Genomic DNA, 25,036 nt, shown 5'->3' on the forward strand with positions numbered 1-25,036 from the left:
TCATTGTTGCCTTTCCGTTCTTTCCTTGTTTTGTGGTGACATGCCTTGTCGTCAGGATTTAATGTATCGGTGATATATGCGGTGGAAGCTGTGTAGGTTTGGTTGGATCGTTTGGAGCCTTGGGTTGGGGTGGAATATTGGTTTGTGAGGGTATATTGGTCCGCGGTGGGATGTTCGGATGGGCCGGGGGAGTAGGTAATTCCGGTTGCGGTGGTGCAGGATCTATTTCCGGTGTGGAATCCGGGTCGAATGGTTCGTCCGGGCCAATAACACTTGGGATATCTGCAGTCACTTCTTCCAAATTTTCTTCTTTTTCTGTATCAGCCAGTGTGCAGGGCATTTTCCATGGATAATATTCTGACACGGGTGATTTTGCAGTAAATACTCTCAATGGAAGTAATAATGTATTTCTGTATGATTCCTGGATGCTCATGATAATTTCCTCCGCGGATGATAAGGAGAAAAGTGCTAATGTGGATCTAACACTTTTACAAATACTGTAAATTTGAATCCGGGTTTCCGCATAGAGTGTTAATCCTATAGGGCAGGAAAGTGATTTTCGGTGTGATATCTAACTTAGATGCCTTATGTTCTCTAATCACACGCTCTGCAAAACCCGTTATACTGTTTGCCCAACCAGTAATCCTTAGTTTTTTACCATGATTAATGCTTTTTTACTCACTCGCCAATGGCGCGACACTCGAGATGGCATTGCGCTGGATTTGTGGTGGGCGACAGAGCAGGGTAGTTGTTGGACGCAGGTAACCGGCCAGGAAGTTGTTTTTTTTGTATTGCGTGAGCAGGCACTAATGATTCAGCCGCTCATTCAAAGGTTGCGTCAATGGCGTATGGCCGAGGTTGAATTAAAAACTTTTCTTAATAAGCCGGTAAACGCACTCTATTTTAAAAGCCATCGCAGCGCGCGCGACGCGCAAGATATTTTCAAACAAAACGATATCCAGTTTTGGGAAGGTGACATTCGTCCGCCTGAGCGCTATTTGATGGAGCGTTTTGTTACCGCGGGTGCGCAGCTTGATTTGATCGATCAAGCGCAGCAACCGGTTGTTAATCCACGTATAACCCCGCTCCCCGATGAACAATCCCTATGGCGCCCGCGATTACGCATGCTTTCGCTCGACATTGAAACAACGATGGATGCTAAACAACTTTATTCGATTGGTGTCTGGTGCGAAGCAGGTAATAAAGTGTTTATGGTGGGCGAGGGTAGCGATACCGATGTCGTTATTTTTTGCGCAAATGAAACATCCTGTCTACAGCAATTTTTTCAATTTTTACGGCAAGCTGATCCGGATGTTTTAATTGGATGGAATTTGGTGCAATTCGATTTGCTGGTGTTGGAAAATATTTGCCAGCGGCTGGGAATTGAGCTTCAACTGGGGCGAGGCGAGCAATCGGTTCATTGGCGCCATGAAGATAACGAGGGTGGGCGCAGTTTTGTCGTTATCCCCGGGCGTGTTGCACTTGATGGGATCGAATTGCTCAAGGCTGCCAATCACCAGTTTCAAAGTTACTCGCTCCAGAATGTGTCCCGGGAATTACTGGGCGAAAGTAAATTACTTACCAGTAAAGATCGCGGTGAAGATATTACGCGCTTGTTTAAGGAAGATAAATTAGCACTAGCTGAATACAATCTGCGTGACTGCGAATTGGTATGGAAAATTTTTATCCGGCAAGAGTTATTAGCGTTTGCGATGGAGCGCAGCCAATTGACTGGTTTACTGTTAGATCGCATTGGCGGCTCGGTCGCTGCGTTTGAGTATTTATATTTGCCCCGCTTACACCGACGCGGATACATAGCGCCAAACCTTGGTGAATTTGAATCTGATATTATCAGTCCCGGCGGTTATGTGATGAACTCGCAGCCGGGTATTTACGATAACGTGCTGGTGCTCGATTTTAAAAGTCTGTACCCGAGCATCATGCGAACCTTCTTGATTGATCCCTGCGCATTTTGGATTGCCCGGCACCTCCAACTTGATGAAAGCCAAACCGTTGCCGGTTTTAATGATGCTTATTTTTCACGGGAAGAGCACATTTTGCCCACTTTGATTGAGCAGTTCTCTGCTGCACGTGACCGTGCGAAGCAACATAAAAACGCGCCGCTCTCTCACGCTATTAAAATTATTATGAATTCATTTTATGGGGTGCTGGGTTCTACTGGATGCCGTTTTTTTGACCCGCGTGTCAGTAGCTCGATTACGTTGCGTGGGCATGAAATTATCCAGCGCAGCCGCGATTGGATTGAGCAGCAGGGATATGCGGTTATTTATGGTGATACCGATTCGCTATTTGTGTGGTTGGAAAATAATTGCGTGGGTAAAACTCCCAAGGCTGCAGACCAGTGCAATAACATCGGCACACGTTTAGCAAAAGAGTTGAATAGCTGGTGGCAAAAAACCTTACAGGATGAATTCAAGGTGAAAAGTGCTTTGGAAATCCAGTACGAGACAAATTACCTGCGCTTTTTAATGCCGACAATTCGCGGATCGGAATTGGGTACCAAGAAACGTTATGCCGGTTTGATCGATAACAATGGTCAGCGCGAAATGGTATTTAAAGGCCTTGAGAACGTGCGTACCGATTGGACGCAATTGGCTAAAGAATTTCAAATGTTGCTATATCGGAAAATATTTGATGGTGAAGACTACCTGGATTTTGTTCGCACAACTAACGATCAAGTGTTAGCTGGCGAGCGCGACATGGAGTTAATTTATCGCAAACGCTTGCGTCGCCATTTGCATGAGTACCAGAAAAATGTCCCTCCCCATGTGCAGGCTTCGCGTAAATATGTGCAGCTTACCGGGAAAAATTTACGCCGTGGTGATTGGATTAGTTATGTTATTACCACTAATGGACCTGAGCCGGTTGGTTCAGATGAAATCAATATGGATTTGCGCCAGAGTCCGTTTGATTACCAGCATTATATTGATAAGCAATTAACTCCCGTTGCTGATAGCATTTTACATTTTCTGAATGAATCCCTGAATCAATTAGTTGACCAACAATTGTCGCTGTTTCATTAAAGGATTTGTGTAGGCTTATAAACGCCAGCGAGGGAGCTGGCTGGAAAATAATGATTGCATGTATGCGTGTTGTCGTTAGTGGGTAGTTCAGGCTATAGTCCCTGTCCCTAATAATGAACAGGTAGAGCCATGGCCGATATCGATGAAGTTCTGGATTTGCTGCGCGAGCACAATGAATCTGTGCCAGTACCTTTGGAATTGCCCGATGAAGACAGGCTGGTCGAGATAGAAGAGGAAATTCTCCTGCCTATCCCCCGCGATATGCGCACCTTTCTATTGGAAGGCAGCGATGTTGTATACGGCGGCCTCGAGCCGGTTACTGCGGCTGATCCCCATTCCCATACCTATTTGCCGGAAGTTACTGCTATTGCCTGGTCGCAAGGTGTGCCGCGTTACTTGATGCCGTTATGTGAAGTGAATGGCAACTACTATTGTGTCGAGCCGGAAGGTGAAGTGGTATTTTGGCGCGATGGCGACCTGACTGATGAGACCTGGCCCTCGGTTTGGCATTGGGTGAGGGATGTGTGGCTGGAATCCTGAGTCGAATCGCTCAGGATAATTGGCATCAATTCACGAAAATAGATTTTGGTGACATAGCTTTTTGGCAAGCTGGGCTACACTAAATCTCCCGGTCGATATTTTGTGTCGATAGTTAGTTGTATGGCAGTCAGGAAAGAGTGTTCTCTGTGCGTAAACTCCTTTGGTCATTGGCATTTCCGCTACTGGTTCTTACCAGTGCGGGGCTATTGGCGGAAACCGGGGAACAAGCAGGGGCAGTAACGACTGCGTCGCAACAAGAATCCAGTATTGAGGATTTCGAAGCGCATGTCCGGCGCATTGCTGAAAAGACGGCGGCAGATGAAAAAGCGCGTAAAGAGCAGGCGAGGTTGGATGCCGCCGCTAATAAGCAGCCCGCCCAACCTTTCAAGTTCTTCAAGTACCATAAAGATGGGTCGGTAGCCTATTCTGACCGCCAGCCTAAAAAATCCGCTTATGAAGTTATCGTGTACAACTCCTGCTTCGCCTGTAACCCCTTATCGCGCGTGGATTGGCGTGGTACCAAGTTGTACATGACGCAATTTACCTATTCCATTACCCAGGCAGCAAAAAAATACGGCGTTGATCCTTCGCTGGTGCGCGCGGTAATTCATGCGGAGTCCAATTTCAATCCGCTCGCCCGCTCGCGTAAAGGCGCTATGGGCTTAATGCAATTAATGCCCGGTACGGCCAAAGATATGGGCGTAAGCGATACCAGCAATGCGGAACAGAATATCGATGGCGGGGTAAAATATTTGTCTCGACTGCTAAGCCGTTTTAATGGCGATATCACATTGGCGACCGCAGCCTACAACGCCGGGCCGGGCGCAGTGGAAAAGTACAGCGGCGTACCGCCCTACGAAGAAACCAAAACCTACGTCTTCCGCGTCAATATCCTTCACCAGCGCTACAAAAATCAGCTAACCCTGGCTAGCAATTAATACCCGGCTTCTCGTGCTTTCTTGCCGTGATTTATTCGTTCCAACTCCTCTGTATTAATGTTTGGCCGCTTGGCTAATAGCCATTAATTCTAAATTTTCGCGCCAAATCAGCTCAAAAAAACAACGCTTTTGCCGCTATAGAGGTTAGCCCCCAGTCTTTATGACTTGGGTTTCACTCAATTTTTATTAGAAAGTGGACGGCATTATGATTATTTCAAACGCCCAAATTGGCATGGCAGCACAGTGGGATTATCGCGAAGAGCACAGTGTTACTGAGAGTGTAGAATTTTGGTCGGATCGGTCCTCTGTTACGCAATCCGAAAACACAGGCTCACTCAAGACAAAAGGAGTGGAAGTTGATTTCTCGCGTGCCGGATCATTGCTGGCAATGCATCACCAGACGCAAACATTCGCTCTGAATACTCAAATGGACTCCCGCGCGCGCCTGAACATGATGATTATCGAGGCAATGTATCGGGCAATCACCGGCAGAGAGTTGAATGTGTCTATTCCTGCGGATTCAGTGTCGGATAATAAAACCCGGCAGCTCAGCGTTGATATTTCCGTACCGGCACAAGTAATTACCGGTTTTAACACTGGCCCCGGACTGGTTTACCAGCGCAATGAGCGTTATCAGGAACAGGAGTCAATGAAATTTCAGGCGGTTGGTGTGGTGCGTACCGCTGATGGTCGGGAGATCGATTTTTCGGTGGCGATGAATATGAGCCGCGAGTTTGTGCAGGAATCTAATTTTCAAATAGGGGGTGGCAGTAAGAAAATCGATCCGTTGGTAATTAACTTTGATGGATTGGGCGCATCGCTCAGTCAAACCCGTTTTGAATTCGATCTGGATAGCGACGGCACTACTGAACAAATTGCGACTTTGCGTCCAGGCAGCGGTTATCTGGCATTGGATAGGAATGGCGACGGCACGATTAATAACGGCAGCGAACTGTTTGGCCCCGCTAGCGGACGCGGTTTTGCAGAACTCGCCGCTTATGATGAAGACGGCAATAATTTTATCGACGAGGGCGATAGCATCTATCACCAATTGCGCATATGGATGACGAACGAAGATGGCAGTACGCAATTAATGGCATTGGGCGATAAAAACATCGGGGCGATATTTCTCGGCCATGTGTCATCACCTTTCCAGCTAAAAGATGAGCAGAACAATTTGCTTGGCGAGGTTGTTAATTCCGGGGTTTATTTAATGGAGGATGGCAAGACCGGGATAGTGCAAGAGATCAATTTAACGGTGTAACGCACGGCTTTAGTACTTGAAAACAATAAGCCCCATCCGGGGCTCATTGCAGTGGTCAAAGCAACATAAACAGTCAGGCTTATTGTTCCTGGTAGTCAGGCTACCATGTCATTGCCTCTACGTCGGTTTGCGCGACTATCCAGCCTGGGCTGGTATTGCCAGCAAAATTAAGTAGCACGATGTTACGTGAAAGGTGTTTACGCAATATCAGCCAGGTATTTATTGGTTGGCTGACAAAACATTCCCTTTGATATCACCGGCAGGGGCAGAAACGCGGTTTTTCAATACCACTGTATCGCCTTTTTCCAAAGCGCCCAATGTCATTACGCGACCTTTAGTCGTCGCTACTTTTGCACCTTTAATTACGTTGAAAGTTTTTTTAACCCCTTCTTTGGTGGTGATAGTGATAGTGCTTTCTTCAGGATTTACACCTGTTACAACACCAGGAACTTCTTTGTACGACGCAAACGCTTCTGCGCTTGAATAGGCAGACAACGTTGACATTCCAACTAAAGAAGCGACGGCAACCAGTTTAGAAATAGATGATTTAGACATGACAAAGACCTCAGTAAGTAAGATTAACCAGAATATTTAACTGCACCCACGGACGTATTATAGGCATGCCAAGTTGCTTTTTTGTTACTTTAAGTTACGAATTTTCAGATTGTTTTTTCACTAGAAAATAAAAATTGATCATTTTTATTCATATAGTGAATAAAAAAATATATTTAAATGTGGTAATGTTATTAAAAGCATCATTTTGGGTCAATTTTTCAATAATATGTTACCTAATGTAATATTTTGGTGTTTTTATGTGTTTTGCATTGGTGCAGCATTTGACAACGTTGTCCTTATTTGTGCTTTTTTAGTGCCTATAAAAAACCCGCCATCCGGCGAAGGATTGGCGGGTTTTATTTTTTCGCGTGTAACGCGCGTTTGACAGGCTGGATTACTGGTTAAACAGGAATTCCATTAAGGCATTTTGCGCGTGCATACGGTTTTCAGCTTCTTCCCAGACGACCGCATCGGGTGAATCAAGGATCTCGGTCGAAACTTCTTTGCCGCGATACGCAGGCAGACAGTGCATAAACAGGGCATCGGCTTTAGCGAGGCTCATCAAGTCTTTATTAACCTGATAACCACTAAAGATTTTTTCGCGCTGTTTCTTTTCGTCTTCCTGGCCCATTGAAGCCCAGGTATCGGTAACGACCAGGTCGGCACCTGCAACAGCCGCGCGCGGATCATTGCTCAGGCTGACACGATGTTGATAAGGGATAACAAACTCATCTTCCGGTTCAAAACCTTTGGGGGTGGCGATGCGCAACTCAAAATCGCAAAGCTCAGCAGCCTGTATATAGGTATTGCACATATTGTTGCCATCACCCACCCAGGCCACAATCTTGCCTGCGAGTGATCCGCGACGCTCAACGTAAGTCTGGATATCTGCCAGTAGTTGGCAAGGATGATATTCATCGGTCAGGCCGTTGATAACCGGCACGCGCGAGTATTCGGCAAAACGCTCCACGGTATCGTGACCAAAGGTGCGGATCATGACCATATCGACCATGCTGGCAATGCAGCGCGCTGCGTCTTCGATGGGTTCACCGCGACCTAATTGGGAATCTTTGGTGGATAGGAAAATCGCATGGCCACCCAATTTCGCTACGCCAGACTCAAAGGAGACACGGGTGCGGGTTGAGTTTTTCTCGAAAATCATCGCCAACACTTTATTGTTGAAGACTTCCGGAGCTTTGCCCTCGCGCAGCAGGGCTTTGAGTTCGATGGCGCGCGCAATAATGTGTTGCAGTTCGGCGCGATTAATATCAGCGAGGGTCAGGAAATGTCTCGGTGCCTTTAGGGGTACCATAATCATTGCTCTTTATTGCAGCGCGCGCCTTATGCACGCGCTTATTTAAAACTCATTAGATAATTGGTTAAAACTCGTTAATCAGTTGTACAACTTTGCTTACCAGCTCATCGGCTTCTGCATCGGTGAGGATAAAAGTCGGCAGCAAACGAACAGTATTTACGGCAGTGACGTTGATCAAAATGCCCAGGTCGCGCCCTTTTTGAACCAGCTCAGGGCAGGCGGCATTGAGTTCGATACCAATCATCAAACCCTTACCGCGGATATCGATCACCTTGGCGTTGCCTGCCAGTGCGGCTTTGAAATCAGCCAAAAGCTTATCGCCCAACATTTTTACCCGCGCAAGCAGATTGGAAGATTGCAAGGTCTCGATCACTGCAATGCCGGCGCTGCAAGCGAGCGGGTTGCCGCCAAAGGTAGTGCCGTGATTGCCCGGTTGCAGAACATCTGCCGCTTTGCCGCGTGCAAGGCAGGCGCCTATTGGCATGCCATTGCCCAGGCCTTTCGCCGTAGTGACGACATCGGGTAACAGGTTATTGTGTTGATAGGCGAAGAAAGTACCGGTGCGGCCGTTGCCGGTCTGGATTTCATCCAGCATCAACAACAATTCATGTTGGTCGGCAAGGGCGCGCAGTTGGTTCAGGTAATCGGCAGCGGGAACCCGCACACCACCTTCGCCTTGCACAGGCTCAACCAGGATGGCGACGACATTCCTATGTTCGGCGATAGCTGATGTGACAGCGGCCACATCGTTATATGGCACCCGGATAAATCCTTCCACTAACGGTTCAAAGCCGATCTGCACCTTGGTGTTGCCGGTAGCGCTGAGCGTAGCCAGGGTCCGCCCGTGGAAACTATTGGCCATGACGATGACAGCGGGATTCTTCACACCTTTATCATTGCCATATTTACGTGCGATTTTGATCGCTGCTTCGTTGGCTTCGGCCCCGGAATTGGAAAAGAACACTTTATCCATCCCCGATTCCTGGATCAGCAGATCCGCCAAGCGTTGTTGTTGGGGGATGTTGTACAAATTGGAGACGTGCAATAAGGTTGCAGCCTGTTCAGATATAGCCTTAACCAGAGCAGGGTGGGAGTAACCAAGCCCGCATACGGCAATACCGCTGATTGCATCCAGATAGGATTTACCGCTGTCATCCCATACTCGACTGCCTTCGCCCTTGGTGAGGGTCAGGGTTCTGGTGCCGTAAGTATTCATGAGTGTAGACATGGGGTTCTCCAAAAAACAACGCCGGGGCGTCAACAATAACAATAGGTTTTGCGTGAAAAAACAAATCCGCCAAAGCCCGTCAGTGACAGGCCAGCGAATGATTGATCAGGGGAATTTTTCGCTACATCAGCACTTGCTGCCGATGCTACATTGCCGGAAACCAGCCTGTGCGCGGCAAAAAACAGACGGTAAATATATAAGTTATTGCGATTATTGGCAAATTTGCGCCGAAAGCGGTCGATTTGCTACAGGTTGAAGCCTCCCTGCACAAATTCCTTCGCAAAAATAATATCGTTTTGCAGATGGAAACTGGTGTCGGGCGGCTGGATAAAGAAGCCTTCGAATAAACGCACTCCTTGCATCCATAGACTGGACAAATTGCGCGAGTTTTCGATTTGGGTGGCTATGACTTTCATTTCTTTTTCGGTGGCCAGGGTAATTACCTGCTCCATTAGTGTTGGATTGGTTCCCTCGCCGGTTAGTTTGGGTGACAGGCGTACAAAGTTGATTGGCAAGTCATTTAGTACTGTCAATATCTGATCATTTTCTCCCGCACGAGACACACAAATACCACAGCGGATATCTCGTAGTGCTTTGATAATTTCCCTCGCCTGATGAAAGTGATTGATTATCCAATTTTCCTCTAATACGAAAACCAGTCGGCCATCACCACGCAGGCGCGATGAGCGCAATACATTGGCGGCGAATGAAAAGAACGCATTTTGTTGTAATGTCTCCTCCGCAAGGTGGATAAATAAAGTGGCTTGTTCCCGCGTCGCACTATTATCAGCAATCGCACTTACGGCTTGTTGTAGCACCCAGCGATCCAGCTCCAGGCGCTTGCCCGGTTGGGTCAGGCGGTTGAGGAATTGTCCCGCCGGAATGAGTTGGCCGTCTTCATTGCGCAAGCGGGTAAGTACCAGGAAATGCTCAATTTGCGCTTCCTCCAGGCTGATAATGGGCTGGAAGGCGAGGCTGAGATCGCGGCTAAACACAATATTGGAAAATACGGGTACCTCTTTTTCGGGCGGAGTTGCGACCGGGGTGGTGGGTATTGGTGTACCACCGATACCGGCTTCAAATGCTTGCTCTGCCTGCAGGAGTGCATTATTGGCGGTTCCAAGCGCTGAGCTTAACGGCGCAAGCCCCACCTTGACCCGCAAGGAGAGCGATCTACCTTTTATATTGTAGAATTGGGCGCTGAGGTGTTTGGTAAATTGTTCACTGCGCTGGCGATGGAACTCCGGGCTACGTTTACCCGCCAAAACGCAGGCAACCATGGTAGATAAATCCATCCATTGCTCATCGCTGCCTACTGTTTCGTTCAAGCGGCGGCAAAATTGGTCATGCAGATCAATCAGTTCAATCATCCCATACTGTTTATTCAGCTCCTCCAGGTTTTCGATACTGAAGTAGTAAAGTGCGCTCGCCTGATTGCCCAAACTGTTAGTTTGCAGCTCATCTTCCAGGGCGGTAAAAAAGTAGCTGCGGTTGATCTGTTGCGGCTGCTGGGTGTGGCGTGTGACCCGTGCCACCCGGTTTTTCAACGCCGATGTATCGGCAAGTGCCTGTTCGCAGACGCTGATCAACTCGGTCACTTCAAAAGGTTTGGTGAGCAAGGCATTTATGCCGAGCGCTTTGATACTCTTGTGCAGATTGGCGTCGGTGTCGGCGGTGACAAAAATAATCGGGAGCAATAAGAATTCCGGATCCTGGCGCAGCAAAACGGCCAGCTCCATGCCGTTAATATCAGGCATATGCATATCCAGAATCACCAGATCCGGTTTGAATTTGGCGGCGCGCTGCAAGCTATGTAGCGGTTGATTGACACTCAATACTTCCATACCGGCGTAGCGCAACACCTCGGCCTGCAGGTTGGTCATGTTCGGATCGTCGTCGACAATCATTACCCGTTGGGTTTTGGTGTGCTGGGTGATGGTATTCACCAGCTTTTCGACCAAAAAATTGAAGTCGAGCGGCTTTACCAAATAGTCGCTACTGCCAGCACGCAAGGCGCGCAGTTTAGCATTCACGTCAGTGCGGCCGGACATCAGGATAATCGGTACTGCACTGGTCAATAATGCTTTAATTTGATGCAGGTTCCCCAAGGCCTTTAGGCCGGATCGCTCGAAATCCGGGTCCATCAAGATTGCCGCTGGCGAATCCAGATACAAGCGCTGCATGCAGGATTGCGGATTATCAAAATACTCCACCATAAAGCCCGCCTTACGCAAATAGGCAGTGCAGAGAGCGGCCAATACGCGATCCGGGTCTATCAGGAAAATAGTTTTGCCTCGCGCTTCAGGATGGCTCGCTGTATTCGTTGTGATGGGGAGTGGATCCTGGCGCGCTGTACCCGTTGCCGTTTGTATCATCACTGTGCTGAGCTGCGTGATGTGGTCTTCCAGTTGGGCATATTCCTGCCCGCCAAAACTACGGCCCAATTCCGTGAGGTCTTTAATAAAGTTATCTAATTTTTGCGCCGCCTGGCGTAATTCGGGAAAGCCGAAACTGGTGCCTGCTTCAACATGCTTATGTGCAAATTGCTGCAATGTGGTGATACCTTGCTCGTTCCAATTCAGGTGGCGCAGGTGGCTCCAGATTTCTTCAAGGCGACGTGCCCGCTCCGGTAGGCTTGCGGCAAATTGTTGGCGCAGGCGTTCAAGCTGGTTGCGAAATTCTTGTTGCATAAAATCATCCTGATGATTACATCTTCAGTATAGGAGCTGTTCACTAAATAGCAGTGCCGCTGCTGATCGATGTAAAAAATCGTTTTACTTACTGAGACTTTGTCGCATTTTTAGCAAGATAGTTGCATTCCCTCGCGGTAAGATACGCGCTGACTACTTATTTTGGATGCTTATGAATTTTTTGCGAACCCCTCTTCACTTATTGGTGGCGGGATCACTGTGTGTGATGCCGTTGAATAAATCATACGCACAGGCCCAGGTAAAGCCGGAACTGCTGGAAACCTTGATCATTTCGGGTGAGCGCACTGCGGGCAGTGAACTTGGGCGGCAACTGGTGATAAAAACGACAGATGATTTTGCAGTGGGTGCGCGGCTCGATCCAGCTGAATTATTGCAAATTATTCCCGGTGTGCAGGTGGATTCACGCACCAACTACGCGCAGGACACGCGCATCAGCATGCGTGGATTTGGCGCCCGTTCTGCGTTTGGTGTGCGCGGAATTGATCTGCAAATTGATGGCATTCCTATGTCGACGCCTGATGGGCAAGGACAACTTGCCAGCGCGATGCTCGATAACATCGCCAGCGCACAAGTATTGCGTGGCCCGATTGCAGCGCTTTACGGCAATGGTGCAGGTGGAGTTATTGCATTGCAAAGTGCAGCACCGGAAGTGAGTCAATTGAGCGCGGGTTTTATCGGTGGAGATCCTGGCCTTACTCGACAAACATTGAATGGCGAATGGCGTAACAATAATGTTGCATTACGCGCACAATTTGCCGATACCGATATTGATGGCGAACGTCCACATTCCAGTGCTGAACGGCAACAGGCGGGAGTGCAATTTTTTTACACTATGCCGAATGATATCGAGCTGATTGTCAAACACGACTACAGCAATGATCCACTCTTGCAAGATCCCTTGGGGTTAACACCGGAGCAGTGGCGCAATGACCCATGGCAATTAAATCCGGCGGCAGAAACTTACAACACGCGCAAAACAATTGAGCATCAACAAACGTCCATTAGCCTGCGCGATAGCGTTGGTGCAACCCGCTGGCAAACTGCGCTCTGGCAGGGCGAGCGTGCTATCACCCAATATTTGGGTTTTGCGGGCGATGCAATTTCCAATAGCGGTGGAGTGGTGGATTTAGCGCGGGATTTCTCCGGTATCAGCGGAACGCTCACGCACAGCTTTGATTTATTTTCACTACCGGTTGAATTCAGTCTCGGTGCCGAATTTGCGCAAATGGAGGATCGGCGTCACGGTTACGTAAATGATTTTGGCGTTGCCGGGGATTTGCGTCGCGATGAAACCGGTGAGGTGGAGAGTCGCGATGTATATTCATTAATCCAAATTTATCCCACCGAAAAATTAACGCTCTATACCGGCGTGCGTCACACGGATATGGATGTCGATGTGGAAGATTATTTTGTTGTACCTCCAGGCAATAACTCTTCTGGTAATCCCGACGATTCCGGTGCGCGTAATTATCGGGAAGAGGCTTTTGCAATCGGTGCGAATTATCAGTTGGCAGCTGCATGGGAAATATTTGCCAGCAGCGGGCGAGGATATGAAACACCGACGCTTACTGAAATGGCTTATAAAACCGGCACAACCGGTTTAAACACAGAATTGGAAGCTGCAATTAATCGCCAGCATCAGTGGGGTGTGGGCTATCGACCGGATACAAATCGCGAACTTATACTGACGCAATTTTATATCGATACCGATAACGAAATCGTTGTAGATCAGTCTATCAATGGACGCACCAGTTTTCGCAACGCCGCTGCAACAGAGCGCAAAGGTATCGAATTATTTGGCCGCTATGTTGTTAATTCAAAATGGCGTATGCAATTAAGCGTACAGTCACTTGATGCTATTTACTCTGCGGGTCAATGGGACGACAAGCATCTGCCCGGTGTGGCGCGCGACCAATATCAACTGGGAGTTCAGTGGTTGCCGTTTGCTATCGATATCTTGCAGCTGGGAATTAATGCACAGCAGCGATCACGGATTTTTATTGCCGACAACAATCAGGTTTATGCACCGGCGTTTAATACGGTTGATATGAGTGCGCAAGGGCATTTCCCTATTAAGTCTGTGCAATTCGATTGGTGGTTAAAGCTTGCTAATATTACCGATGAAAATTATGTGGGTTCAGTCGTTGTAAATCAAACTAATGGTCGGGCATTCGAATCAGCGTTAGGGCGAAATTTTTCTGCGGGTATTAAATTAACCCAGCAATTCCGTTAATTGATTTTTACCCTATTTTATTTGGATTTTTATGCTGCTGCCTGATTTGCCATTAAGTGCGCTCCATGATGAGTTCATTGCTGCATTATCCAACACGCCGCTGTTACTTGAGGCGGAACCTGGCGCTGGTAAATCAACGCTCGCACCGCTGTGGGTATTGGCACAGGCACCTAAGGAGCGTCAAGTTTGGTTAGTGCAACCACGCATATTGGCAGCGCAGGCATTGGCGCAGCGGCTTGCACAATTGTTAGGAGAACATCCGGGGCAGCAAGTCGGCTATCAAGTGCCTTATGATTCACGCATGAGTGCTGATACACATTTGGTGCTAATGACTCCCGGCATTTTGTTGCAGCATTTATTGCAGAATCCCACTCTCGATGGTGTTGCCTGTGTGATACTGGATGAAATTCACGAGCGCGCAGTCAACCAGGATATGGCCTGGGCATTTTTACAAGAAGTACAAATCCTGCGCGATGATTTGCAATTAGTGTTGATGAGTGCAACGCCCGATCCTGCATTGCAGCAGCAAATTACCAATCGCCTGTTTGCTCCGGGGCGCTGCTTTCCGGTGAGCGTCCAATATCAACCTGCCAAACAAATTCCCAATAGCTATGCGGAAAAAATAGAGGAGCAATTGCTGCGCGCATTGCTTGCATATCCGCACTGGCAAACAGCAACAGTATTGGTATTTTTACCCGGTTGGCGCGAGATAGAAAATTGCGCGGGGCTGATTACCCAGAAATTTCCGCGCCAGAAAATATTCCGCTTACACAGCCGTGTAGCATCAAGCGAGCAAGCCGCTGCACTGAATCCAATACAAGGTCCACGATTAATTCTCGCAACCAATATTGCCGAGACATCATTGACGATCGCCGATGTGACTTTGGTAATCGATTCCGGTTTGGCGCGCCGGGTGGATTATGAACAGCGTACTGGTATCACACGATTGCGTACAACGCGCATCAGTATGGCGAGTGCGGAGCAACGACGTGGTCGTGCGGGGCGTGTACAAGCGGGACACTGTATTCGCCTATGGTCGCAGGACCAACCACTTGCCGCTGCCGATTTACCTGAAATCCGCGCGACCGATTATTTACCACTGGCGTTGCGTATCGCACATTGGGGCAGTCCGGCAAATTCGCTACCATGGTTGGAAACGCCGAATAAACTTGCATTGGAGTTTGCCGTGCAGCAATTGCAAAAGATGCAATTATTGGATGAAAACGGGCAAGTGACTGCAGCAGGAAAATCGGTGAGCGCGTTGGGTACGCATCCCCGTATTGCAGCGTTTTTATTGCTCCACAAACAAACCATCAGTGAATCATCACTATTGCTTGCGCTCGCACTGCATTTTGAATTATCGGCGGAGTATGATCTCGCTGCTTTATTGGAAGATGCTGCGCGCGAGTTAGCGCGCAATCGCCAGTGGCAGCAACAGCAAAAACGCTGGCTGGGTGTGTTGTCTCTGCAAAAAAATAATACATCATTAGAATCTGTTTTGCTGGCGCAAGCATTCAGTGACCGCATTGGTTTTCGCCAGGATTCGGGGCGCTATCGTTTGAATTCCGGGATGAGTATCGACGCTCAAGGTAATCTCGATGCTTGCTGGGCTGTATTCCCGCTAATTAATACCAAACCGAAAAGTCACAGCGGTATTGGTATCGCCTTGCAATTAACGCCAGCGCAACAGCGGCAACTCAGCGTACAGCAATCTGCTTTGGTTTTTAAACAGCAGCGCTGGCAAGAGCATATTAGTTGGTCGATGGGCGGTGTAGTTATTAATGAGGATTGGCGGACTGTTCCCGCTGGTGATGTTGCACAAAAATTATTGGACCATATTCGCACACTGGTTGTGGCAAAAGGATTGGAGCATTTAAGCTGGAGTGACAAAGCGCGCACATTATTAGAACGTGCACGTTTGGTAGTTGCGTTCAATTTATGCGAACTACCGGCGTTGGATACGCAGTCACTTACCGATAACTTACAACACTGGTTAATGCCATTCCTAAGCGACGCAACACGCCTGGATCATTTGCCATTACAGGAAGCGCTGGAATTTTATTTGGGTTTTGAAAACTGTCAGAAAATTACGCAGCTGTTACCGGAAAAGATTGAGTTACCCAGCGGCCGCCGTGTCACGGTCGATTTTGCCAGTGATGGCAGCGCGCAAATCTCCGCCAAGCTGCAAGAATTTTTTGGTTGCGAGCAATTGCAGCTGGCCAAAGGGAGAATCCCGTTAAAAATCCATTTGCTTTCGCCTAATGGAAGTCCGCTTGCTATTACCAATAATTTAGAAACTTTCTGGCAGCAGGGTTACCCTGAAGTGCGCAAAGAAATGCGTGGCCGTTATCCCCGTCATCCCTGGCCGGAAAACCCGTTGGAGCATGAAGCCACCGTGCTCACCAAAAGAAAATTGGCCATCCAACAGCAACAGCATTAATCCTTTTTTCAATCTAAACGATTAGTTTTAATTCTATTCAACGATAACAATATTGTTTTTGCGCGATAGTCATTGGCGCGCCTAATCCCTGTCTATACTGCAAGTCAGCCTTACCCTGTTATGGTGATTTTTTTATCAATACAACCCTGTTGATAATGGCATAGGGATTGTTGACTATGAAAAAACTGATCAGTTTCGCCTTACTCACTTTCCTGAATGCTATGTCCAGTCAGGCAGCAACACCTTACGAATGGGCGACGGCTTTAACGTTAGAGTCTGTTACTAATCTTGCTGGCGGAGTAAAAGAGGGCTCGCGTGAATTGGCCAATGTTGATCTGATATTGGCCATCGATACCGAAGCTGCCGATTGGTGGAGTGGTGGGGAATGGTTTATTTATGTGTTGGGCAATGCCGGAAAAAATCCGTCCGACTACATCGGCGATATTCAGGGAGTTTCCAACATTGCGACATATGAAGCGTTAAAAATTTATGAGTTTTGGTATCAGCACCATTTTTTGGATGAGAGTCTAAGCGTTTTGTTTGGTTTGCATGATTACAACTCCACTTTCTACTCACTCGAATCGACCGGTTTATTTACCCATCCCTCATTTGGAATTGGTCCCGATACTTCGCAAGTCGGCCCATCAATTTTTTCTACCACGTCTGCCGCTTTGCATTTTACTTTTCGTGGCGATAATCAATATTTATTGGTTGCAATCTACGATGGTATTCCCGGCGACCCGCATAATTCACGCGGCACACATATCCAGTTTAATAGCGGCGACGGTTTATTCAGTGCAGTTGAATGGGGTTGGGCAAATGCAAGTAATGACAAGGTAGCGCTGGGAGCATGGCAGCAAACGGCCGAGGTGGAAAACCCCGTCGATGGTACATTGATAGATGACAATACCGGGATCTACTTTATTGCTGAAAAAAATATCAATGATGTTGCCGCTGTTTTTATTCAACTGGGAAAGGCCGATGATGAGCTTAACCAACTGGAGTATTACGGTGGTACTGGTATCACCTTTGCCAATTTTTGGTTAGCGGGTGATGGATTAGGCCTGGCAGTTGCACAGGCGCGCAATGGTGATCCCTACCTTGCAAAAAATAGTGAATCACGCCGCGCAGAAACAGCATGGGAATTTACTTATTTTGCTCCGCTAGTTGAGCATCTCAATGTGCAAGCAAGTTTGTATTACATCCAAAATCCATCGATGGATCGGACCCTTGACGATGCTGTTGCCTTGGGCGCGCGCGTTTACATTGAATTTTAACAAAATTTTCAGGGAACAACCTGCGAGGTAGCAATGAATATTAAGCAATCGGTCGTGTTGGTCATTATCGGTTTTGTCGCCTTGATTGGAGTCAATACATTTGTTGGTTTTAGTGCGAGCCAAAAGTTGGGGGGATTGCTTGACTACATTTCCGGCCCGGCATGGAATGCGGCTGACGGCGCAATGGAAGGGCAGATTGGCTTGGAAGCGCAAATTATTGTATTGCAGAAACTGTATTACAATGAAAAACCTATGACGGAATTGCAGTCAATATTAAACAATGCAATTACCATGGAAAATGAAGCATTGGGACGGATGAAAAAGTCCGGTCTAATGGAGCAGGCAACGGTAGCCAAATTGGATCATCTTTTAAATAATTATCACACGACACGTACAGCACTGATTAATAAATTACAAGCTGCCACACCGGCAGAGGCTGAATATACACAGCTCAATAACCAGTTGGATGAGTTGCTGGGTTTTATTGGGCAAATGGAAGAAGAGGCTGATGGAAAAGTGGAAAGCGAGACCGGCAATGTAGAACAATTGCAACATTCAGCTTCAGTAAAATTATTTGCGGCGTTTCTTGTCAGCATTGTTATGGCGAGTGTTATTTATGTTTTTGCCAATAAAGTGATCGTGCAACCTATATCGCGCGTGACTGAAAATTTACATGAATTGGCATCAGGTTCCGGTGATTTGACGGCGCGCTTACCTAATGCGCATCAGGACACAGAAGTTGGGCGTCTGGCACAGGCATTTAATCGGTTTGTAGAAAAATTGCAGGTGCTGATTGGTCAGGCGCAGGGCAGTAATCAATCGCTCACCGCTGCCAGTGTGCAAATTACCCAATCTATTACCCAAACTGCAAAAGGTGTGGATGCACAGTTTAAAGAAATTTCCCAAGTCGCCAATGCGGTTGAAAAAATATCGAGCACATTGGATAAAGTAGTCGATGCAGCAGTGCGTGCAAATCAGGTTTCGGTTGAGGCTGCAGCAACAACAAGCGCTGGGAATAGCGTGGTTGCTTCTGCGCAACAAGGTGTTGATGAAGTGGTGCAGGAAGTTAATAACGCATCGCAAGTGATTTCAGTTTTGGTTGCCGATAGTCGCAATATTGGCGCAATGTTGGAAGTGATTCGCAGTATTGCCGAGCAAACCAATTTACTGGCCTTGAATGCGGCAATTGAGGCTGCACGTGCAGGTGAGAGTGGCCGTGGTTTTGCGGTAGTCGCGGACGAAGTACGCAGCCTTGCTTCGCGCACCCAGGAATCCACCAAGGCGATTGAAACGATTATCACTAATCTCACTACCGGTTCGAGTAAGGCAGTGGAAGTTATGGGGGGCGCGCAGCAAAAAGCATTGGTGATTAAGGAGCGTATTGCCAATACGTCCCAAGCTTTTTCCAACATAGTGAGTGCGGTGGATCAGATCCAGCAAATGAATTCACAAATCGAGCGAGCATCGGAAGAGGAGAAGCATTCCATGCAACAAATTACTGGCAGTATGAATGCGATTTTGCATCAGGCGCGCCGCAACCACGAAGCAGGTGAACAAGTCAGCCGTTCGCATGAGCATTTGGAGCGCGAAATTGCCAAGTTGGATGAACTGTTAGGCGGGTTTCGTACCTAAAATTCCCATTGCGCCCATCAGGCCAAATACACACAAAATGTGCGGTATACGACAGCGATTGTTATTAATAATGGATTGGACATAACATTCTCTCCGTATGGTTGTGGTCAGCTGGTTCAAATGTATGGAAAATCAATGCCTGGGGGGATTGTGAAAGGATTCAGCAAGAACTATGGAAAGATTATGCAAGTCGGTTTTTAGCGTAAAAATGAGCATCGAAAAGTAAAAACGAGGGTGGTTTTACGGAATTTTCGCGTTTTTATTAAAAGCCTTCCCTGGCGTTGCGAAGCGAATTTTGATCAGGAAATTTGCAGCCGATAGCCCACGCCGTAAACCGAGTGGATGATATCCTCATGACAAATGGGGTGTAATTTTTTGCGTAATTTTGTGATGTGCGAATCCATAGTTCTGTCGCTCACTACACGGTGGTCTGTATAAGCATTTTTTAATAAAAGATCGCGCGATATTACCCGCTGTTTATTGAGCAGCAATGTTTCCAGAATACGAAATTCGATGCTGGTTAATTCAACACACTGATCACCCACGCAGGCGTATTGCCGATCTTTATCCAGACGTAAACCTTCTTCACCTTGCTCATCACTTTTATTGCTGCGGCGCAGCACTGCTTTTACGCGGGCGACTACTTCGCGTGGACTAAACGGTTTGCAAATATAATCGTCAGCCCCCAGTTCCAAACCGATCAGGCGATCAATTTCTTCAACCTTGGCCGTGGTCATAATAATAGGTACTTGTGAGGTCTTGCGTACTTCCTGGCAAATACTTAATCCATCGCGCTTGGGCAGCATTAAATCGAGTAATACCAAATCCCATTTTTCGGTCAGGATTTTTTGCAGTGCTACGTCGCCATCGCTGACTAAGGTCACGGTGAAGTTTTCACTGATAAGATAGTCTTGCAAAATTTCACCGAGATCGACTTCATCTTCAACAATTAAAATATTCATACAGATTCCTGTAGTGGTAAATAAACGGAAATTTTCAGGCCACCCAATTCGCTATTTTCAATGGTGATGCGTCCATCATGGGCATCGACGATATTGCGGCAAATGCTTAATCCTAAACCCGCGCCGCCGGTTTCGCGGCTGCGCGATGATTCGGCGCGATACAACCGTTCAAATAGTTTTTCATGCAGTGCTGGATCAACTCCCGGTGCTGAATCTTCGATCACAAAAACGGCCTGTTGTTCATCCGCAGACAGATGTGCATGGATTTTTCCGGGTGCCTCTGTGTAATTAATGCTGTTATTAAACAAGTTTAAAAATAATTGGTGTAACCGCTCCGCGTCCGCAAACAGGATTGTCGGTGTAGATGGTAATTGTATATCCAGCTCCAGTCCGGTCTGGTTGAGCTTATCTTGCAGCGAAACGCTTAATTCCCCGAGTAATTCTGCGATATCGCAATCTTGTTTGCGGTAACTCATAGCACCTATATCGGTTAGTGATAGCTGGTACAAATCATTTACTAAACTGGCGAGGCGCGCTGCATGTTTTTGCAAGCGCGCAATTGCTTTGGCATCAAATTTTCTTACGCCATCTTCAAGTGCTTCCAAGTCAGCTTTAAGTACTGCAAGTGGTGTGCGCAGCTCGTGGGAAATATCGGCTACCCAACGTTTGCGCGCCTCTTCAGTTTGGTTAAGTATGTGTGCCAAATGATTGAGGTGTTCGGCAAGTGTTGAGATTTCATCTTGCCCTTTGGTCGACAATCGCTGTTGATAGTCACCTTTGCTCAACAGTTGTACGTGCTGCGCCAGTTTTTTAACCCGTTGCGTTAATAAATAAGACATTGGAATGGCGCAGGCCAATGCGATGGCAAGGGCAACCATTGCCATTAATAAAAAATGATTTTGTTGGCGCTTGGCGAATTCATTATCGCGTAAATCGCGCAGGGCGGGATTCATGGGTGTCCCCAAATAGCCAACCAATTTTTGTTTGCCATCCACATTGATATAAAGGTCGCTGTAAAAGTAGACTTCGTTGCGCCACTTTTTCCCGCTGATTACTTTTTCTTTATAGTTAAGCAAAATAAAACGCTTGTAGGGCTGGTGGCGTAAAAAATCATCAGGTTGTGAAGGCAAGCGATTGTCGTCCCGGCGTGAATCCTGGGTATTTTTGCGGATCAAAATAGGGTTGCGATCGTGGTTATCGTCATCGTCATTACTGGATGTATCCAGTTCGGGCGGAAAAGGAAAGGGGATTGGGCGCTCACCGCGTTGACGCATGTTGGCGCTGTACTGCCACACAAACAACTCCCAATAATGTTGATTGATTTTAAACGCATCCCAGTTGCCATTGAAGGTGAAATGCCGCTCCAACGCAGAGATAAGCCGGGCATTTCGCGCTGCTTCTTTTTGCTCCATGTAGTGGTTGAATCCGCGCTCAAAACTCAGGCGCGAATATAAAAATAATCCACCGGTCAGCAGTACAGCAAAACAGGCAAATGCTAAAAATACTTGAATACGCAGATTAAACTTCACAGTCTTGAATAACCCTTAAGCAATAGGATGAATACGGACTAACTGGTAACAGAATATGCAAAAACTATCTTTTGGCAATCGCGCGCGATTGGCCTGAAGGTGCGCGCTGGGGTAAAATGGCAATACTTGAGCAAAATACTCGGATATGCATGGCCTTATTCCATTGACCTTATCCAGATTGACCCCATTTAGTCCCTGGTGACTTATGAAGATTCCCTATTGAATATCGAGGTAGTTAAGATGGACGTGTTAGATACAATTAAACAACAAATCAGCGAAAACGATGTGATCCTGTACATGAAAGGTTCACCCAGTGCACCGCAATGTGGTTTTTCCATGCGCGCATCGCAAGCGCTGATGGCATGCGGTCAGCGTTTTGCCTATGTTGATATTTTGACCAATCCGGACATTCGCGCCGAGCTGCCTAAATTTGCCAACTGGCCAACTTTTCCCCAGCTGTGGGTTAAAGGTGAGCTGATTGGCGGTTGCGATATCATTACTGAGATGAATGAAAAGGGTGAGTTAAAGCCTTTGATTGACGCAGCCGTAGCCGGCTAATTCCTGTGGGTGCCGATTACCTGCACGGAATCGGCACCGCTGGTAATTCAGTCTCCTGATGGCTCAGCATCGTTAATTACTTAATATCCTTAACCATTTAACACCAGCAGTAATAAAATCCCCGCGCCTACTACACTGATTGCACAGAGCGATAAGCCAATCAAACGCTGACGGGCACGCTGTTGCTCATCCCCCGCATTTTGTAACTGATGGGCGCGCCAGGCGATATCTTTGGACTTTATCAATTTGGCGCGGATCTTCCGGAGCGCCAGGATATCCTGATCGATTTGGGTATTTTGTTCGCTGTTGCTTGTCTGGGTGCGTTCGTGTTCGAGTTTTTTTAATTGTTGATCCAACTGTGCAAGTTTGTGATCCAGCGCGGCGGATACCTGGCGAATTTGCATAATGAAGGCTCGTAATGGGGCTGGCTAACCTTAGCAGAAACACTCCTGTTTGTCCTTTTGGTGCTTTCCGATGAGCAATTTACCGTGAAAACTTAATAAAATAGGTTAAGTTTATTTGGCCTATGCTATAAAGCCGCAAATCAGTCAGAACCACCGTAAACCTTGAAGCTTCAGGAGATAAACACCGATGTTGAGAATGTTTAAAGTTCAAGGTAACACCCTGCGTGAAGACAAACAGCCGGATGAAAATACCCGTTTGGCGCTGGGCAATGCGCTCTGGATTGATGCCAATGAACCGAGCGAGGAGGAACGTGAAGAACTCAACACCTTCCTGCGCGCCGAATTGCCCGAGTCCGATGATGTAGAGGAGATCGAGTTTTCGGCGCGCTATTTCCAGGATAATGTCGGGATTCATGTTCACTCATTATTCCTTGCACCGGGTGAGTCTGGTCGTCACAGCACGGCGACTGTAGCGTTCATCCTGCAAGAAAAACGTTTAATTACCGTGCGCGATGGCGACCTCGCTGACTTCCGCCTGCTGCGTATGCGCGCACGCGCCGGTCAGGTACAAGTGGCCTCATCCCAGGATTTGCTGGTGACCATGTTTGAGCAGAAGGTGGAAAACCTCGCTGATGCCCTTGAAGATATTCATCGCAAACTGGAAGAAGTCAGTCATATGGTGTTGGAGGACGCGGACGCGGAATTGGAAGATGCCATCGACCAACTTGCCAAGCTGGAAGACAGTAACGGTAAGATTCGCCTGTGTCTGATGGATACCCAGCGCTCGATTTCCTTCCTGCAGCGCCATCTGCGCGAATCCTTTGAGTTGCAGGAAACCGCGCGCGAGATCAAGCGCGACGTGGATACCCTGATGTCGCACACTGCCTTTTTGTTCGACAAAATCAACTTCCTGATGGACTCGACCCAGGGTTTTATCAATATCGAACAAAACCAGATCATCAAGATTTTCTCCATCGCTGCCATGGTATTCCTGCCCCCAACCGTGGTTGCCAGCGCCTACGGGATGAACTTTGAGTTTATCCCGCACAGTCACTGGAAATACGGTTTTGCGGTCGCGGTATTACTGATGCTGCTATCAGCAATTCTTCCTTACTGGTATTTCAAGCGCAAAGACTGGCTTTAAGCTGCCGTAAATAGCGAATTACAAAAAAGTCGTCCGGATAATCCGGACGACTTTTTTATTTTGGTGAGAAAGATGAAAAAAGTGCCGGAAAAAGCTTTATTTGGCGCCAAAATAATCTAGCATTAGAGCGTCTAAATCGTCGCTCTCTTGGGCAGGCAGCAGTAATTGAGTAACAATAAAGATTCCCGACGCGGCATTAGTTTTGTTAAACGCGTCTATCCCGCGCGTACCCTGGGTATGGGCATGGGGGCGATGGCAGTAGGTGCGGTGCTCTATGCGCATCAGGAGCATTGGGGATACTGGGTGCTTTTGATGCTCAATGGCTTTATCTGGCCGCATATCGCCTACCTGATCGCAATTCGTAGCAAGACTCCATTCCAGGCCGAACATCGCCACTTGCTGATCGATAGTGCCACCGGCGGCTTTTGGGTGGTCGCCATGAGCTTTAGCCCGCTCGCCAGTTGCATGGTCATTATGATGATGTGGATGGACAATATCGCCGCCGGTGGTTGGAAGCTCTTTATTCGAAGTGTCGGCACCAGTTTGATTGGCTTGGTAGTGGGGCTGTTGCTGATCGGCTTTCACCCCAGGTTGGAGATGAGTGACTGGGTAATCTACGCCTGTTTGCCTATGCTGGTTGCTTATCCTTTGGCAATTGGCTCCATCACTTATCGTCTCGCCATGCAGTTACATAAACAGAAAGAACTGCTCCAGCGATTGAGCCGTATCGATGGTCTGACCGGACTGTTCAATCGCCATTATTGGGAAAGTCGGGTAAATGATTTAATCGCTCAGGTGCGTCGCCATCCGCAACCATTGTCGATGGTGTTGCTGGATGTGGATCACTTTAAATCCATTAATGATACTTATGGCCACAGTGTGGGTGATCAGGTATTGCAGCAGATCTCCCGCCAATTGCAGGCGAATTTGCGCGAAACCGAATTGCTGGGGCGATATGGTGGCGAGGAGTTTGCGCTGGTGCTGCCCAATACCGATAGCGAAGCGGCAGCAGCGACGGCGGAGCGCTTGCGCCATATAATCGCTCAGGCTTGCTTCTGTGAGCAGGATCACGACCACCAGTTGGCATTATATTGCACGATCAGTTTAGGGGTGGCGACCTGGCAGGATGGCTTCACCGACTACGCCGGGTGGTTTCGCGCTGCTGACAATGCGCTCTACGAGGCCAAGCGTTGTGGTCGCAATGCGACCGTGGTTCATGGTGTGAACAGTAACAAGAAGGTTGCTGAGCCCGCTTAAACGGT

The 25,036-nt window shown here is 47.8% G+C and carries 19 protein-coding genes; 11 read left to right on the top strand and 8 right to left on the bottom strand.

Features of this window, described 5'->3' with window-relative positions:
• Positions 1 to 58 precede the first annotated feature (58 nt).
• The gene (locus AC1RJL_RS02895; protein WP_492911248.1) at positions 59 to 433 is read right to left on the bottom strand and encodes a hypothetical protein; all 375 of its coding nucleotides are present in this window, start codon (positions 431 to 433) and stop codon (positions 59 to 61) included.
• Positions 434 to 659: 226 nt separating this feature from the next.
• Here AC1RJL_RS02895 and AC1RJL_RS02900 point away from each other — a divergent pair, with 226 nt between their 5' ends.
• From AC1RJL_RS02900 to AC1RJL_RS02915, 4 genes are all read left to right on the top strand, one after another.
• Positions 660 to 3,044 carry a DNA polymerase II gene (locus tag AC1RJL_RS02900; RefSeq protein ID WP_492911249.1) on the top strand — a complete coding sequence of 795 codons (2,385 nt, stop codon included), beginning with the start codon at positions 660 to 662 and terminating at the stop codon, positions 3,042 to 3,044.
• Between the two features lie 129 nt (positions 3,045 to 3,173).
• A complete protein-coding gene (locus tag AC1RJL_RS02905; protein WP_492911250.1) occupies positions 3,174 to 3,584 on the top strand; it encodes an SMI1/KNR4 family protein in 411 nt (136 codons plus the stop codon).
• 146 nt (positions 3,585 to 3,730) lie between these two features.
• Positions 3,731 to 4,522, top strand: coding sequence for a lytic transglycosylase domain-containing protein (locus AC1RJL_RS02910; protein WP_492911251.1), 792 nt, complete (start codon positions 3,731 to 3,733; stop codon positions 4,520 to 4,522).
• A gap of 205 nt (positions 4,523 to 4,727) precedes the next feature.
• Positions 4,728 to 5,786, top strand: a complete 1,059-nt coding sequence (locus tag AC1RJL_RS02915) for an SPM autocatalytic domain-containing protein (protein ID WP_492911252.1) — start codon at positions 4,728 to 4,730, stop codon at positions 5,784 to 5,786.
• 219 nt (positions 5,787 to 6,005) lie between these two features.
• Here the strand turns inward: AC1RJL_RS02915 and AC1RJL_RS02920 are convergent, their stop codons facing one another.
• From AC1RJL_RS02920 to AC1RJL_RS02935, 4 genes are all read right to left on the bottom strand, one after another.
• Positions 6,006 to 6,341: a hypothetical protein gene (locus AC1RJL_RS02920; protein ID WP_492911253.1), complete on the bottom strand. Its 336-nt coding sequence runs from the start codon at positions 6,339 to 6,341 to the stop codon at positions 6,006 to 6,008.
• A 394-nt stretch (positions 6,342 to 6,735) separates the two neighbouring features.
• Positions 6,736 to 7,653 (bottom strand): ornithine carbamoyltransferase, encoded by a 918-nt coding sequence (argF, locus tag AC1RJL_RS02925; RefSeq protein WP_492911254.1) that lies wholly within the window; start codon positions 7,651 to 7,653, stop codon positions 6,736 to 6,738.
• Between the two features lie 67 nt (positions 7,654 to 7,720).
• On the bottom strand, positions 7,721 to 8,884 hold the full coding sequence (locus AC1RJL_RS02930; protein WP_492911255.1) for an aspartate aminotransferase family protein: 1,164 nt from the start codon (positions 8,882 to 8,884) through the stop codon (positions 7,721 to 7,723).
• A 245-nt stretch (positions 8,885 to 9,129) separates the two neighbouring features.
• Entirely contained in the window at positions 9,130 to 11,574 is a 2,445-nt protein-coding gene (locus tag AC1RJL_RS02935) for a response regulator (RefSeq protein ID WP_492911256.1), read from the bottom strand.
• A 226-nt stretch (positions 11,575 to 11,800) separates the two neighbouring features.
• Here AC1RJL_RS02935 and AC1RJL_RS02940 point away from each other — a divergent pair, with 226 nt between their 5' ends.
• The 4 genes from AC1RJL_RS02940 (at position 11,801) to AC1RJL_RS02955 (ending at position 19,177) form a co-directional block, all read left to right on the top strand.
• Positions 11,801 to 13,828: a TonB-dependent receptor family protein gene (locus tag AC1RJL_RS02940; protein WP_492911762.1), complete on the top strand. Its 2,028-nt coding sequence runs from the start codon at positions 11,801 to 11,803 to the stop codon at positions 13,826 to 13,828.
• Between the two features lie 31 nt (positions 13,829 to 13,859).
• Positions 13,860 to 16,268, top strand: coding sequence for an ATP-dependent helicase HrpB (gene hrpB / locus AC1RJL_RS02945; protein ID WP_492911257.1), 2,409 nt, complete (start codon positions 13,860 to 13,862; stop codon positions 16,266 to 16,268).
• A gap of 176 nt (positions 16,269 to 16,444) precedes the next feature.
• Positions 16,445 to 17,545: a carbohydrate porin gene (locus AC1RJL_RS02950; RefSeq protein ID WP_492911258.1), complete on the top strand. Its 1,101-nt coding sequence runs from the start codon at positions 16,445 to 16,447 to the stop codon at positions 17,543 to 17,545.
• Positions 17,546 to 17,578: 33 nt separating this feature from the next.
• The gene (locus AC1RJL_RS02955; RefSeq protein WP_492911259.1) at positions 17,579 to 19,177 is read left to right on the top strand and encodes a methyl-accepting chemotaxis protein; all 1,599 of its coding nucleotides are present in this window, start codon (positions 17,579 to 17,581) and stop codon (positions 19,175 to 19,177) included.
• 299 nt (positions 19,178 to 19,476) lie between these two features.
• Here AC1RJL_RS02955 and AC1RJL_RS02960 read toward each other — a convergent pair whose 3' ends face one another.
• Positions 19,477 to 20,139, bottom strand: coding sequence for a response regulator (locus tag AC1RJL_RS02960; protein ID WP_492911260.1), 663 nt, complete (start codon positions 20,137 to 20,139; stop codon positions 19,477 to 19,479).
• Positions 20,136 to 21,668 carry an ATP-binding protein gene (locus AC1RJL_RS02965; protein ID WP_492911261.1) on the bottom strand — a complete coding sequence of 511 codons (1,533 nt, stop codon included), beginning with the start codon at positions 21,666 to 21,668 and terminating at the stop codon, positions 20,136 to 20,138. The genes AC1RJL_RS02960 and AC1RJL_RS02965 overlap by 4 nt, the downstream gene beginning before the upstream one ends.
• Before the next feature lie 240 nt (positions 21,669 to 21,908).
• Here AC1RJL_RS02965 and grxD point away from each other — a divergent pair, with 240 nt between their 5' ends.
• Positions 21,909 to 22,226, top strand: coding sequence for a Grx4 family monothiol glutaredoxin (grxD, locus tag AC1RJL_RS02970; protein ID WP_492911262.1), 318 nt, complete (start codon positions 21,909 to 21,911; stop codon positions 22,224 to 22,226).
• An 89-nt stretch (positions 22,227 to 22,315) separates the two neighbouring features.
• Here the strand turns inward: grxD and AC1RJL_RS02975 are convergent, their stop codons facing one another.
• On the bottom strand, positions 22,316 to 22,630 hold the full coding sequence (locus AC1RJL_RS02975; protein WP_492911263.1) for a hypothetical protein: 315 nt from the start codon (positions 22,628 to 22,630) through the stop codon (positions 22,316 to 22,318).
• A 187-nt stretch (positions 22,631 to 22,817) separates the two neighbouring features.
• Here AC1RJL_RS02975 and corA point away from each other — a divergent pair, with 187 nt between their 5' ends.
• Together corA and AC1RJL_RS02985 are read left to right on the top strand one after the other, a co-directional pair.
• The gene (corA, locus tag AC1RJL_RS02980; protein ID WP_492911264.1) at positions 22,818 to 23,774 is read left to right on the top strand and encodes a magnesium/cobalt transporter CorA; all 957 of its coding nucleotides are present in this window, start codon (positions 22,818 to 22,820) and stop codon (positions 23,772 to 23,774) included.
• Positions 23,775 to 23,939: 165 nt separating this feature from the next.
• Complete coding sequence (locus AC1RJL_RS02985; protein WP_492911265.1) at positions 23,940 to 25,031, top strand: diguanylate cyclase; 1,092 nt, start codon at positions 23,940 to 23,942, stop codon at positions 25,029 to 25,031.
• Positions 25,032 to 25,036: the final 5 nt, after the last annotated feature.

This window comes from Cellvibrio sp. GW822-FHT04B05 (assembly GCF_058800985.1).

What these genes read in the sequence shown, in the direction of transcription:
- AC1RJL_RS02895 (WP_492911248.1), bottom strand. Translation starts at nt 433, where the DNA reads ATGAGCATCCAGGAATCATACAGAAATACATTATTACTTCCATTGAGA.
- AC1RJL_RS02900 (WP_492911249.1), top strand. Translation starts at nt 660, where the DNA reads ATGATTAATGCTTTTTTACTCACTCGCCAATGGCGCGACACTCGAGAT.
- AC1RJL_RS02905 (WP_492911250.1), top strand. Translation starts at nt 3,174, where the DNA reads ATGGCCGATATCGATGAAGTTCTGGATTTGCTGCGCGAGCACAATGAA.
- AC1RJL_RS02915 (WP_492911252.1), top strand. Translation starts at nt 4,728, where the DNA reads ATGATTATTTCAAACGCCCAAATTGGCATGGCAGCACAGTGGGATTAT.
- AC1RJL_RS02920 (WP_492911253.1), bottom strand. Translation starts at nt 6,341, where the DNA reads ATGTCTAAATCATCTATTTCTAAACTGGTTGCCGTCGCTTCTTTAGTT.
- argF (WP_492911254.1), bottom strand. Translation starts at nt 7,653, where the DNA reads ATGGTACCCCTAAAGGCACCGAGACATTTCCTGACCCTCGCTGATATT.
- AC1RJL_RS02930 (WP_492911255.1), bottom strand. Translation starts at nt 8,884, where the DNA reads ATGTCTACACTCATGAATACTTACGGCACCAGAACCCTGACCCTCACC.
- AC1RJL_RS02935 (WP_492911256.1), bottom strand. Translation starts at nt 11,574, where the DNA reads ATGCAACAAGAATTTCGCAACCAGCTTGAACGCCTGCGCCAACAATTT.
- AC1RJL_RS02940 (WP_492911762.1), top strand. Translation starts at nt 11,801, where the DNA reads ATGCCGTTGAATAAATCATACGCACAGGCCCAGGTAAAGCCGGAACTG.
- hrpB (WP_492911257.1), top strand. Translation starts at nt 13,860, where the DNA reads ATGCTGCTGCCTGATTTGCCATTAAGTGCGCTCCATGATGAGTTCATT.
- AC1RJL_RS02950 (WP_492911258.1), top strand. Translation starts at nt 16,445, where the DNA reads ATGAAAAAACTGATCAGTTTCGCCTTACTCACTTTCCTGAATGCTATG.
- AC1RJL_RS02955 (WP_492911259.1), top strand. Translation starts at nt 17,579, where the DNA reads ATGAATATTAAGCAATCGGTCGTGTTGGTCATTATCGGTTTTGTCGCC.
- AC1RJL_RS02960 (WP_492911260.1), bottom strand. Translation starts at nt 20,139, where the DNA reads ATGAATATTTTAATTGTTGAAGATGAAGTCGATCTCGGTGAAATTTTG.
- grxD (WP_492911262.1), top strand. Translation starts at nt 21,909, where the DNA reads ATGGACGTGTTAGATACAATTAAACAACAAATCAGCGAAAACGATGTG.
- AC1RJL_RS02975 (WP_492911263.1), bottom strand. Translation starts at nt 22,630, where the DNA reads ATGCAAATTCGCCAGGTATCCGCCGCGCTGGATCACAAACTTGCACAG.
- corA (WP_492911264.1), top strand. Translation starts at nt 22,818, where the DNA reads ATGTTGAGAATGTTTAAAGTTCAAGGTAACACCCTGCGTGAAGACAAA.